The sequence below is a fragment of the Psychromonas sp. SA13A genome, from assembly GCF_011378715.1.
In the GTDB taxonomy this organism is placed as follows: domain Bacteria; phylum Pseudomonadota; class Gammaproteobacteria; order Enterobacterales; family Psychromonadaceae; genus Psychromonas.
Genome location: NZ_WTKU01000002.1, coordinates 82,320 through 95,052, shown reverse-complemented (window position 1 = coordinate 95,052; position 12,733 = coordinate 82,320). Strand labels below are relative to the sequence as shown.

Below are 12,733 nucleotides of genomic sequence, written 5' to 3'. Positions count from 1 at the left end.
ACAACTAGCGCACCAGAGAATGTGTTAAATATCAAACTAAAACCTTAATCATGTGAATAAACAGAATAATTCCGTACCAAAATACGGAATTACATAGTTTACATAACTAACGGCATGAAGAACGTTATTTATTATTACAAATGTTCCTCTGCAAACTCAGCTAAACGGCTGCGGATCACGCCATTAAGGTAGATATTTGCACTGCCTTCGAATTGTTTAAAACGCTCAACGATATAGGTTAAACCTGAAGTGACTGGGGTTAAATAATTGCTGTCGATTTGTGCTAAATTACCTGAGCATACAATTTTAGTGCCCTCTCCACAGCGAGTGATAATAGTTTTAAGTTGCGAGGCGGTTAGGTTTTGGCATTCATCGAGTAAAACAAAACTATTTTGAATGCTTCGACCACGCATAAAATTGACCGACTTAAATTGTATATTTGCCTTATCCATTATGTAGTTAACTGAGCTTGTACTGCAATTATCATTTTTATGTAATACTTCCAAGGTATCGGTAACAGAGGCTAACCATGGCATCATTTTTTCTTCTTCGGTCCCAGGTAAAAAACCGATATTTTCAGCCACATCGGGTGTATTACGTGTAACAATTATTTTGTCATATTGCTTTTTTTCGATAACGAGTTCTAACGCTGCAGCGACAGCCAAAAGTGTCTTCCCACACCCCGCTGGTCCAGTTAAAATGACTAAATCCACGGTTGGATCTAGCAGAGCATTAAGCGCCATGCCTTGATAAATATTTTTTGGATTAACTCCCCATGCTTGCTGTCCCATTAAACGGTCATAACCAATATCTAATAACTCAATATTATGTTTAAGATGATCCGTCACTTTACCAACAAATTGATACTTCTCATCGACAATATATTGGTTCGGATAGGGATCATTTATTTTATCAGAGGTTAATTGATGGTAGGTATCCTCACCACGATTGAATGTTTCACATTTTTTTATATTGTCCCAAAAAGTACCTTCCACTTGCTGATAGCCTTTGCTCAACAAATGGACATCTTCAATTAATTGATCGGTTCTATAATCTTCGACACATTTAAGTCCCGCCCCTTTTGCTTTGAGGCGCATGTTGATGTCTTTGGTCACTAACACGACTTTGGCAGGCGCTTTACTTTGTTGCAGATATAATGCGGCATTAATAATGCGATTATCCGGCTCATCTTCACTGAAAGCTTCCTGCATAAATGAAGCATGGTGGTCAGCAAAAATAGAAATGACTCCGCCTAATAACATTCCTTTGTGGTCAATTGGTACACCTTGCGTAATTTGCTCTGAGCTTGCATCTTGAAACAATTTTTCTAAGCAACGAATCGCAACACGGGCATCACGACTGACATCTTTTTGTCGATCTTTAATACGGTCTAACTCTTCTAAAACCGTCATCGGAATAACAACATTGTGTTCTTCAAAGGAATAAATAGCTAAAGGTTCATGTAATAAAACGTTCGTATCGAGTAGGTAGTATTTACGCGCAACGTCTGTCATAGTTTGCTCCTCAGGTAAGTGAACTTTTATATAAACAGCTCAGGATGACATTTTTATGACGGAGTCATTAACGACAATAAATTATTGTTACTTCTAATAATTTGCAATTTTCGACATTTAAATCAAAAAATCTGTTTCGTAAATGTTTATGCTGGGTATAATTAAGTTATTAATATAAATCATTAATTTCTTAATTGATTTTAACGAATAGCTCTATTTGTTATTATGTAACTGTCATTAAGTATATAAATCAAAAGGTGTCATAAATGAGTAACGTTCTAGAATTAGTAAAAAATACACGCCGTAAAAATAAATTAAAACGCGAAATCATTGATAACGAAAAGAAAATCCGTGATAACCGTAAACGTGTTGATCTATTAACAAACTTAGCTGAATACATCACTCCTAGTATGACGCACGAAGATATTGTGAATATCATCAAGAATATGCAGTCTGATTACGAAGATCGTGTTGATGACCACATCATCACAGGTGCTGAATTATCTAAAGAACGCCGTGAAGTGAATAAAAAAATTAATTCATTCAAGCGTCCTGAACCAACTAAATAAATAATAGTTTGTTGGTGTGACTAGAAAAAAGATAGCTTAGCTATCTTTTTTCATTTCTAGCGAAGCAAATTGACTGTTTTCAGTGCTCAATGTGTTGTTGCTCCCTAATCATTAAACATAAATATGTTAACTATTTATTTCAAAATGGTGGCTTAAGTTATTTATGCTAATCTAAGATTTAATAAACTTTATAATGTTGCCCTTACCTAACAAGGTCTACTCAGTGGATACATTTATTTCAAATTTACATGCCTTAAAAACTAATCATATTGATTTATGGTCTATTGACCCTACCAAGTTGTGTCAACAATCAATCACATTTTTAACTAGTCTGTTAACAACAGAAGAATCTGAAAAATTATTAAAATATAAGCATAAAGAAGCTCAACATACTGCCTTAATTACACGCTCATTATGCCGTTTAGTCTTATCCCACTATACAAACTGTTCGCCCGCCGCATTAGAATTTGTCCGTAATTCACAGGGTAAACCTGCCCTAGTTAATAACAACAATGATATACGTTTTAATCTAAGCCATAATAATCAACTCATTATTATGGCTATATGTGCTGGGGATGAAGTTGGTTGTGATATTGAAGATCCGCTGCGTAAAGTTAATATTGCGACGATAACTAAACGTTATTTTGCAGCACAAGAACATAAACAGTTAAGTGAATTAACAGGAGTGGAACAACAGCAACAATTTTTTAGATGTTGGACATTGAAAGAAGCTTTCGTTAAAGCAACGGGTGTAGGGATTAGTTTGGGTTTAGATACATTTTATTTTAGCTTTACCAGTACCACCACAGGTAACCAAAGTGATCCATCAAAAACAGTGGCTAAAAAAACTCAACAATTGAATTTAAAGGATAACATTGCAATACATTTCAATTCACATTATCCCTTGAGCAAAGATACGCCGTGGCAGTTTTATCACACTTTTTTTAAACAACAAACCATGTCAATCTGTCGTGCGAGTAAACTTAATCAAACTATTATTTATCGCGATGCGACTTCATTACTTGGCATTTAACTATTACCTATGTACAAGTAGCTATGAATCAGCAGCTATGATGAAACTCATTAATAAACGTAATAAGAATGCAATACGCTAATGTATCGTTATTACGTTAATGATATAAACTCCACTGCGGCCGTATAATTACTAGGTCCAAGCTCAGTCACACGAATTAATTTAGCTTCTGCATCAAGAGGAGGGAAACGTTCGTCACCAGTGTTCAATTGAATATGCACCATATCATCGGTTTTTAGCAACTCAGCAGAAAAAGAAATACGCATTCCGGTACTACTTAAATCGATACATAGCCCTTCATGTTCAATCTCATCTTTGGTGATCTTAATAGGTAAGTTAAGTTCCATTCTATGAAATGATCGTTGATCATTTTGTGCAAAATACATATTCGTCTCCTTTATAAAATCACAAAATTACCTATAAACTATAATTTCGCAAGTTTAATCCATGGTGTTTGGGAGAAAGATAACATTGATATAATTTTTTACCTATAAAGTGAGATCAACGAAAAAGTTTACGCATTGAATTAGCATTAAAAACCTTGATCACACTTTGTTTAATAAATTAATAATCGCTAAGGGTAATGGTTGAAGTTGTTTATTTTTATCCAAGCAGACCATTTCAATATCACCAATCACAGCTGGTCTAATTGCATTAGGTCGCCAAACTTCCTGACGCCATACCGTTTTATATTTACCTTCAATCTCAAAGTGAGTGCGAATATCACAGATTTCAGCAAACTCTACCCCATCTTGAAAAATCATATTAGCTTTGTAAACAGCAAAGCCGATCCCTTGTTCATTCCATAGCCTATTAAGCACTTGACTATCAATCACGTGTTCACGAGCACGCTCAAAATACTTTAAAAAGTTTGGGTGATACACCACACCAGAGTGGTCGGTGTCTTCATAATAAATTTGTACTGCATGATGGTAGGTTTTATTGCTCATAAAATGATTAACTTATTTTGTCTAATAATTGGTCACTGGCGGTTTCTAACAAATCTAACACTAATTCGAACCCTTGCTCGCCACCATAATAGGGGTCGGGTATTTCAATTTCATCAACTTCGGCCATGCTCAAGAATAGATCCACTTTAGTTTTAAATTGTAATGGACAACGCGCTAATAAATCGCATTTGTTTTGTTCATCTGCAGCTAAAATATAATCAAAGTGAACAAAGTCTTCAGCTTTAACAGGACGAGAAGTGATCCCTCGAAAGCTGTATCCACGCTTCTCCCCTGCCGCTTTGGCCCTACTATCAGGGCCTTTACCTTGATGATAATCAATGGTGCCCGCCGAATCGACTTCAATATCAATACCACGCAATTTAGCTTTCGCCCGAAGCACTGCTTCAGCTGTTGGAGAGCGACAGATATTACCTAAACAGACTATTAATATTTTCTTCATTATGCACCTCTAAAAACCACCTAATATGTAATTTCAATAAATCTTATTTAATTAACTATGTACATGGTTTTTGAATAAGCTTTATTAACTCACTAATTGATACATACCTTGGTATTCAAAATCTTCAACACTTAAATCCGGTGTTTTATAGTGTTGCTGACATGCTGATAGTAAGGTCTTAGTACGTGCTGAAAACCCATTGCTTAATAAACTTAAAACTTGTTGATATACTTTTTGTTTAAAAGCTAAACGGTTGATAACAATACCACTTAGGTTATCACTACTGACATCGAACTCAAGCCCACAACTCACTGATAATGCCCATTCGATCGCTTGAGGCATTATTTCAACTTTTTCAAATTCAGCTTGGCGTTGTTGATCACGGCCATCGGGTTCATACCAGTAACCATAATCAAGGTGTAACCGACGTTTGTCGCCAGCAACTAACCAATGTGCTATCTCATGAAGAGCACTTGAAAAATAACCATGGGCAAATATGATTTGATGGTAATCACACTGTTCATTAGCGGGTTGGTACAGAGGCTCATTTCCACCTAGTACTAATTTAGTCTGGTGAGAAGTGTAAAAAGTTTGATTAAAGATATTAATGATATCTTCGCTTGAAAAGGCTTCATTCAATAACTTAGGCATACACTAAAAATTCTCGTTCAATTGTATGTGACCTCAATAATACTCAATAATGTTCTATAAAAATAAAGCGCAAGTGTGTTCATAAACGCCTGTATTTTCCCATCATTGATGAGATTCATTAATAAAAGAGTAAAAGGATAAAATGTTCAAACTTAGCTATCAAGATAAAGACATTAAGTTCGACAAGGTTAAATACAAATTATACACTTCAGATCTCATTCAATCTAACTAATTAAGATACGCTATGTCATTACTCACTAAACTTCGTTGTGCATTCACCTTGGGGCAAGGTGTTTTAATCGAGAACAAAGCATTAACCACTACTGACGACCCTATTGCTTTTTTTAAGGCGTGGTTAAAGGAAGCAGAAACAACGGGTATTGTATTGCCTGAGTCAATGTCTGTTTCAACTTGTACTAGCGAAGGCCGCCCTTCATCTCGAATGGTGCTATTAAAAGAGGTAGATCAGCAGGGTTTTGTGTTTTTTACTAACTACGGCAGTAGAAAAGCTGGCGAATTAGAACAAAACCCCTTTGCTGCGCTGTTATTTCATTGGAATATGTTACAACGTCAAGTGCGAATAGAAGGTCGAATTGAACGTGTTAGTCATCAAGAGTCTGAAGACTACTTTCATTCTCGCGGTCGTGGTAGTCAAATAGGGGCATGGGCTTCAAAACAAAGCCAGGAACTTAATGAACGCCAAACATTAGTTGATACCGTTAAATATTACGAAGAAAAGTTTAAGGGTGAACCCGTGCCGTTACCTGAGTTTTGGGGAGGTTACCGAGTTATTCCAGAATCAATAGAGTTTTGGCAAGGTAAAGCAGACCGTTTACATGATCGTTTTGTATATAAAAATGAAGAAGGTAAATGGGTTATTACTCGACTTAATCCTTAAACTTTACCCGTTAACTTTTATTCCTTAAACCTTAAACCTTAACCTAAGACAATTCCTTCTTAGATAGGTTTAATGGTCATGTTGCTTTGTTTACAATCATTATTGTAAACAAAGCAATAATACGAACCGACATCGCTATTCTTCATTCCAATATAGCACCAAGGTCGCACCACTGATTGAACTGCCATAATTGACTGAAAGTCCAATACCTATATTATCCAAAAATGGAATTTTATCTTGAGTATCGATGACCCAACCGACTGTTGTTTCATAATAGTAACCATTATCTGCCATTGCCTCTAAGTCACCCATCAAATCAATTCGCTTAAAGTCGACGGTGATAAAGTCATTAACACCCCATAATTCTGGGACGTTAACCGTAAACTCAACACCGTTGGTAATTCGCCATCCTTCAGGATTGATGCTACTTGGTTTATCAATTGAACCAGACAAACCATGACCATAAATATAATTGATTTGATTATGTGCTCGCCATTTTCCCCATTGCTCATCTCTTTCATACCCAATGCCTACTTCCGGCTCAGCAATTAAAGCCAAGGTAGTGACATTAAACGCGATATTATCCAATTCTGCTTTTGTTTCTTCTGGAAAACCATCGCCGTAAGAGTAAGAGTTTTTATAATAACTGAGATGTGCGCCTAAGGCGGAAGTGACATACCATTGATGAGTAATATGGTAAAACTGAGAATAATTACCGTAAATACCATAGGTATTTTGCTTTAATTTATCACTGACATCACTAAATAACTGGCTATCTCGTTTAGAAGCGATGTAAAAAGCACGTACTGTTATCGCATGCTCCCAAGCTTTACTTTTAGGCTCTAAATCCCAGGTATAAGGGATCACAAACACATCCAAGCTATTTTTAAGGTTGGTGCTTTTTTCGTTGCCAAAGCCTGGGTCTTCGACTTCTAAATCTACATTAGCAAATCCAAAAGTCAGTGCCTCGCTGTCGGACATCAACGTAGCAATCGCCAAAGCTTGCTCTACTGAACGCACTGCAACACCTAAGGACTCACCATAAACAGGCGTCGTTAAGGTCGAAGTTAAGGCCGATGTTAAAATTAATGGTGAAATGATTTTTAAATTTCGATGATAATACAAGACTACAACCACCCATGCTGTTCAAACATTAATGCTAGTTTATCCAATTCTTTATCAACATGTGTTTTCCAACTAATGCCATTTTGTGCAGCACCCAGCTGCTGCATAAACCAATTATAAAAGGCGGCATTATCAAATAATCCATGTAAATAAGAGCTATAAATATTACCCTGTTGCCAGCCAATATTATCACTGATAAAGGGAGTGACTGCATCATTTAATAGTTGGCTTTCACCATGATGAATTTCATATGCTTCTATACTTTGCCCCAACCAATCTATATTTCTCTGCTGCGTTGCTTTATTTGGCGCGAGAGTGGTTGTTAGTCCAATTAAGCCAAGTGCACTTTTATCACCATCCTCTAATTGTAAAGGGTCTTTGATTTCATGCCCTAATATTTGCAAACCACCACAGATTCCAAGTACTAGTTTACCACTTTCAGCAAATGTCTTAATAGTCTTGTCTAACCCTGTTTGTTGTAAAAAATGCAGGCTTTTACCACTGTTTTTACTACCGGGTAAAATCACAGCATCAAAAACAGATAAGTCTTGATTTAACTGCACTGGGACTAAGTTAATATCATCTTGATAAATTAAAGCATCGAATTCATCCATATTGGATGCATAGGGATAATATATTAGTGCAACATTAATTGCGCCCTGTTGCCAAGTTGTGCCTAATCTAAAACTATCTTCTTCTGGCAATTGATGGCGGTGATAAGGTAAGTTTGCAACGGTAGGTATACCGGTTTTTTCTTCTAACCAGTCCATTGCGTTACCTAACAACTTGGGGTCTCCTCGAAACTTATTCAGTACAAATCCTTTGATCAGTTTTTGTTCTTCTTCAGCTAAACATGCCCAGGTACCCAATAAATGAGCAAAAGATCCGCCTCGGTCAATATCAGAGACAAGATAGACATCCGCTTTGCAAGCTAATGCAACACTCATATTAACGATGTCGCCTTCGCGCAAGTTTATTTCTGCGGGGCTTCCAGCACCTTCAATAACAACTTGTTGGTATTGTACTTGTAACAACTCAAGAGACTGTATTACTTTTGGCCATAATAGCTTTTTTCTTGCCATCCACGGCATATTGGAGATTTCAGTATCGACCTTGCCATTCACAATGACTTGGCTAAATGTATCGGCACTTGGTTTTAATAGAATAGGATTCATTAATACTGAAGGTTTCACTTTTGCAGCCAATGCTTGCAGATATTGCGCTCGCCCTATTTCTAATCCATCTTCAGTAATAGCGGCATTGTTGCTCATGTTTTGTGCTTTAAAAGGCGCAACACTGACACCTCTATTCGCTAATAATCGGCAAATAGCCGTGACAATCAGCGATTTTCCAGCATCACTGGTACACCCTAAAATCATGATCGGTTTATGTGGTACAGTCATTTCACTCACTTGCAAATAGTCTCGTCAATTAAGGGTAAAGGTCACAAACGACTCGGTCGATTATCTAAAACCAAGTACATAATTGCTTGGGCTTAAGTTTAAAAGACAAAAAAAAGCACTGTCTAAACAGTGCTTTTAATAACCGTTAATACGTCATTAACCACGACGAGCAATAACAGCCTCAGATAATTGTGCTAATAATGTTTCAGTTGCATCCCAACCAATACATGCATCAGTAATACTTTGACCATAAGTAGGTGTAACACCTTCACATAGATCTTGACGACCTTCGACTAAATGGCTTTCAACCATAACACCTGAAATTGCACGGTCACCCGCTGCAATTTGACCACAAACATCAGTACAAACTTTCATTTGATTTTCGAATTTTTTCTCTGAGTTTGCATGACTGAAGTCAATCATTAATGTTTCAGTTAATCCTGATTTTTTAAGATCTTTTTTGATAGCTGCAACGTCTTCTGCGCTATAGTTAGGCGCTTTACCACCACGTAAAATAATGTGACAGTCAGGGTTACCTGCTGTTTCAACAATCGCACTATGACCAAATTTATTAACAGATAAGAAGTGGTGAGAAGCATTAGCTGCACCAATTGCATCAACGGCTACTTTAATAGTACCGTCAGTACCATTTTTAAAACCAACTGGGCAAGATAAACCAGAAGCTAATTCACGGTGAACCTGTGACTCTGTAGTACGTGCTCCGATTGCACCCCATGTCATTAAATCAGCAACATATTGCGGTGTGATCATATCTAAAAATTCAGTCGCAGCAGGTAGGCCCATTGCATTAATATCTAATAAAAGTTTACGACTTTTACGTAAGCCTTTATTAATATTAAAAGTACCATTTATTTCAGGATCATTGATCAAACCTTTCCATCCAACAGTCGTACGTGGTTTTTCAAAATAAACACGCATGACTACTTCTAAAGAATCTTTATATTTTTCACGTAAAGGCATTAATTTTGCTGCGTAATCAAGTGCTGCTTCTGTATCGTGAATTGAACATGGTCCGATGATCACTAATAAACGGTCATCTTGGTTACTTAAAATTTTGCTAATTGCTTTACGTGAATCAGAAACCGTATGGCTGATTGCAGATGTAGCTGGAAATTTCTCTAAAAGTGCAATAGGGGGTAATAGTTCTTTAATTGCAGTTATATTCACGTCATCTGTTTTGATCATAATTTTTCCTGAGGCACATCGTTGTGCTTATAGTTAGTATTTAATATATTTTTATTAATTATACCCGTTACATTTTTACCTTGCGGATATAAGTATCTTTTATGCATTTTACTTTTTTGCATTGCACCTTTTACATGGTGCTTTTTGACTAATACCATCAATAAACAAGCAACGATGTTGATTAAAATCATCAACTTTCATAGGAATAAATAAACAAGCAAGCTACTAACATTTTTATAAATGGCATAATCAGTAAAAAATTAATTTTTTATGATTGTTCCTCTTGTAATGGGTTAACAGCAGTCCCCCATCAAAAGCTATAAAATATAACCTTAAAACTCGCTTACTTTTCCCTGTGTTACTTGCTCCACATGATTAATGGAATTGGTCTTTTTTCGTTATATTTATGGCATTTTAAACGTATTAATCCATTAGGGGACTATACGGTTCAATCACCACTGTTTCACCTACGCTGATATTGCCACGGTCTTGCTCAAGCACAATAAAGCAATTTGACTGACTCATTGAGCTAAACACACCAGAGCCTTGATTACCGGTTGTATTGACAACTAGTTGGCCTTGTTCATTGACAGAATAGTTCCCGCGTTGAAAATCAGTTCTTCCTGGTGCTTTAGACAATGCATCGGTACAGATTGCATTGAAGCGAATAGCGGGTTTAACAACTTCACCACTCATTTTTGCCATTGCTGGCACTGCTAATTGGTATAGAGTCACGATAGCGGAAACAGGATTTCCTGGCAACCCAAAAAAGACACTGTTTTTCAACTTACCAAAGGCAAATGGTTTTCCAGGCTTAATAGCCAGTTTCCAAAAGCCAATTTCACCAATTTCATTGAGTACTTCTTTAATGAAATCAGCTTCACCAACAGACACACCACCGCTAGTGATCACAACATCAGCTTGTTGATCTGCACTAACCATTGCCTGCTTAATAGTTTCATAATCATCTTTGATAATACCAAAATCAATTATTTCAACATTTAAACGTGATAATAAAGCCATGATGCTATAACGATTAGTGTCGTATATCTGCCCTTGTTGTAAAGGTTCACCTAAACTTGTTAATTCGTCACCCGAGGATAAAACCGCCACTTTTAATTGACGGTATACTGCGACGTTTGGAATACCTAATGAAGCAAGTAATGGAATGTCACGGGGTGTTAATTTATGCCCCTGTTGCAATACCGCTTGCCCAATACTTAAATCTTCACCAGCAAAACGCACATTGTTGTATTGTTTAGGTGCGTGGTTAAAGGTGATTTTCGTACCTTCTGCCACAGTACGCTCTTGCATTACCACACAATCTAAATCGTCAGGCACAACGGCGCCGGTCATTATTCTAATACAACTGCCTTTAGGAATATTTCCGTCAAAAGGTGCGCCCGCAAAGGATTTACCTATTTGCGTTAAATGCACAGGATTACCCGCATCACAGTTTTTTAAATCGCTAGCATGAAGTGCATATCCATCCATTGCTGAATTATTAAATGAAGGGACATTTTTTTCTGAAATTATATTTTCACTTAGCGTAAAACCTAGCGCCTTAGGCAAAGGTAAAACGATTTGTTCACAAACGTTAGAGAGGGACGATTGCATCTTTTGTAGTGCATCAGAGAGCGGCATTAAGCCTTTTACATCACAACAACTCATATTTGGTTACTCTTTTAATTAGTTAAATAGCAGTATTATTATTGTGTCTTTTTCTACTATAGCGTGCAATTGAACAACTGAAATAAATGCCTTTTAGATCAATTAAACTGAATATAAAACGTTAAGTGTCTATTTTTCATTCAGTTAATTACAGGATAAACAGGATAACAAATCTCCCCCGATAATACCCTTGACCTTTAGCTTAAACATAAGCTTTACTGGCTTAAATCTAGGCTCTTAACACTAAAAACTTAATTATTCCTCTGGAAACTTGAGCAAGGCACTTTTATGCCTTTTAAGTTTTCAAAACAACTATCGATAGCCGTTGAGATAAAATCCTCAATAAATGCCAAGGATTGTTGTTCTTCTCGTACTGCTGCATATAAGGTTTTCCAGACGCCCTCTTTTCCTAAACGACGGGCAACCACATAATCTTTTTGTAAATACTCAAATAGTGCCCAGTCAGGTAAACCGGCAACACCTCTGCCACTTGCTACTAGTTGTAACATCATCAACGTCATATCTGCATGACGAATATTGGCTGGAGACACGCCTTCAAGCATCAAGAAGCCATTAAAAATATCTAATCGTTCTTTTTCAACAGGATAAGTAATCAATGTTTCTTCGCTCAGGTCTTCAGCATCGATGTAGGTTTTGTTTGCTAAGCGATGGTGGCGACTTAACGCCAACATACATTGATAACTAAATAATGGAATATAAGTGATCCCGGGAATTTGTTGTGGATCTGAGGTTACCACCAAGTCTAAATTACCTCGTTTTAATGCTGGTAATGGTAAAAAGCTAAAACCACTGGAAAAGTCTAATTCTACCTCTGGCCAACTGTCCCTGAATTTATCAATGGCAGGCATCAACCATTGAAAGCAGGAATGACATTCTATTGCCATGTGCAAACGTCCTGCATCACCGGAAGCAAAACGCGACAGATCCCGTTCTGCTTGACGAATTTGAGGCAATACTTGGTCTGCAAGTTCCAATATACGGAGTCCAGAAATAGTAAAACGGATCGGCCGAGATTTACGAATAAATAATGAACAATCAAGCCGTTGCTCTAATTCTTTTAGCTGATGCGATAACGCTGACTGGGTTAAATGTAATTGTTTTGCTGCTTCTACTAAGCTCCCTGCTTTACTTAATACTGATAATGTTTTTAAGTGTTTAAATTCAATCATATTTTTTCCTACTAAAAGCAAACAGGCAGAAATTCTATTTTAAGAATTAATTATATTAAAGCT

14 protein-coding genes are annotated in these 12,733 nt (G+C 36.7%); 3 read left to right on the top strand and 11 right to left on the bottom strand.

Features of this window, described 5'->3' with window-relative positions; translation table 11 throughout:
- Positions 1–134: 134 nt before the first annotated feature.
- Positions 135–1,514, bottom strand: coding sequence for a PhoH family protein (locus GQR44_RS03135; protein ID WP_166369168.1), 1,380 nt, complete (start codon positions 1,512–1,514; stop codon positions 135–137).
- Positions 1,515–1,780: 266 nt separating this feature from the next.
- Here GQR44_RS03135 and GQR44_RS03130 point away from each other — a divergent pair, with 266 nt between their 5' ends.
- Positions 1,781–2,083 (top strand): DUF496 family protein, encoded by a 303-nt coding sequence (locus tag GQR44_RS03130; protein ID WP_166369166.1) that lies wholly within the window; start codon positions 1,781–1,783, stop codon positions 2,081–2,083.
- Between the two features lie 223 nt (positions 2,084–2,306).
- Entirely contained in the window at positions 2,307–3,116 is an 810-nt protein-coding gene (locus GQR44_RS20020; RefSeq protein WP_166369164.1) for a 4'-phosphopantetheinyl transferase superfamily protein, read from the top strand.
- Positions 3,117–3,208: 92 nt separating this feature from the next.
- Here GQR44_RS20020 and GQR44_RS03120 read toward each other — a convergent pair whose 3' ends face one another.
- From GQR44_RS03120 to GQR44_RS03105, 4 genes are all read right to left on the bottom strand, one after another.
- Positions 3,209–3,502 (bottom strand): PilZ domain-containing protein, encoded by a 294-nt coding sequence (locus GQR44_RS03120; RefSeq protein ID WP_166369162.1) that lies wholly within the window; start codon positions 3,500–3,502, stop codon positions 3,209–3,211.
- Positions 3,503–3,661: 159 nt separating this feature from the next.
- On the bottom strand, positions 3,662–4,066 hold the full coding sequence (locus GQR44_RS03115; RefSeq protein WP_166369160.1) for a thioesterase family protein: 405 nt from the start codon (positions 4,064–4,066) through the stop codon (positions 3,662–3,664).
- Between the two features lie 7 nt (positions 4,067–4,073).
- Positions 4,074–4,526 carry a low molecular weight protein-tyrosine-phosphatase gene (locus GQR44_RS03110; protein ID WP_166369158.1) on the bottom strand — a complete coding sequence of 151 codons (453 nt, stop codon included), beginning with the start codon at positions 4,524–4,526 and terminating at the stop codon, positions 4,074–4,076.
- A gap of 84 nt (positions 4,527–4,610) precedes the next feature.
- Positions 4,611–5,177: an elongation factor P hydroxylase gene (locus GQR44_RS03105; protein WP_166369156.1), complete on the bottom strand. Its 567-nt coding sequence runs from the start codon at positions 5,175–5,177 to the stop codon at positions 4,611–4,613.
- Positions 5,178–5,421: 244 nt separating this feature from the next.
- Here GQR44_RS03105 and pdxH point away from each other — a divergent pair, with 244 nt between their 5' ends.
- Entirely contained in the window at positions 5,422–6,075 is a 654-nt protein-coding gene (gene pdxH, locus GQR44_RS03100; protein WP_166369154.1) for a pyridoxamine 5'-phosphate oxidase, read from the top strand.
- A gap of 135 nt (positions 6,076–6,210) precedes the next feature.
- Here pdxH and GQR44_RS03095 read toward each other — a convergent pair whose 3' ends face one another.
- The 6 genes from GQR44_RS03095 to GQR44_RS03070 form a co-directional block, all read right to left on the bottom strand.
- On the bottom strand, positions 6,211–7,200 hold the full coding sequence (locus GQR44_RS03095) for a Solitary outer membrane autotransporter beta-barrel domain (RefSeq protein WP_166369152.1): 990 nt from the start codon (positions 7,198–7,200) through the stop codon (positions 6,211–6,213).
- Positions 7,201–7,202: 2 nt separating this feature from the next.
- Positions 7,203–8,603 (bottom strand): cobyric acid synthase, encoded by a 1,401-nt coding sequence (locus GQR44_RS03090; RefSeq protein WP_166369150.1) that lies wholly within the window; start codon positions 8,601–8,603, stop codon positions 7,203–7,205.
- A 156-nt stretch (positions 8,604–8,759) separates the two neighbouring features.
- Positions 8,760–9,812 carry a 3-deoxy-7-phosphoheptulonate synthase AroG gene (gene aroG, locus GQR44_RS03085; protein WP_166369525.1) on the bottom strand — a complete coding sequence of 351 codons (1,053 nt, stop codon included), beginning with the start codon at positions 9,810–9,812 and terminating at the stop codon, positions 8,760–8,762.
- Positions 9,806–10,000: a hypothetical protein gene (locus GQR44_RS03080; protein ID WP_166369148.1), complete on the bottom strand. Its 195-nt coding sequence runs from the start codon at positions 9,998–10,000 to the stop codon at positions 9,806–9,808. The genes aroG and GQR44_RS03080 overlap by 7 nt, the downstream gene beginning before the upstream one ends.
- Before the next feature lie 232 nt (positions 10,001–10,232).
- On the bottom strand, positions 10,233–11,480 hold the full coding sequence (gene moeA, locus GQR44_RS03075) for a molybdopterin molybdotransferase MoeA (RefSeq protein ID WP_166369146.1): 1,248 nt from the start codon (positions 11,478–11,480) through the stop codon (positions 10,233–10,235).
- A 251-nt stretch (positions 11,481–11,731) separates the two neighbouring features.
- Complete coding sequence (locus GQR44_RS03070; RefSeq protein ID WP_166369144.1) at positions 11,732–12,670, bottom strand: LysR family transcriptional regulator; 939 nt, start codon at positions 12,668–12,670, stop codon at positions 11,732–11,734.
- Positions 12,671–12,733: the final 63 nt, after the last annotated feature.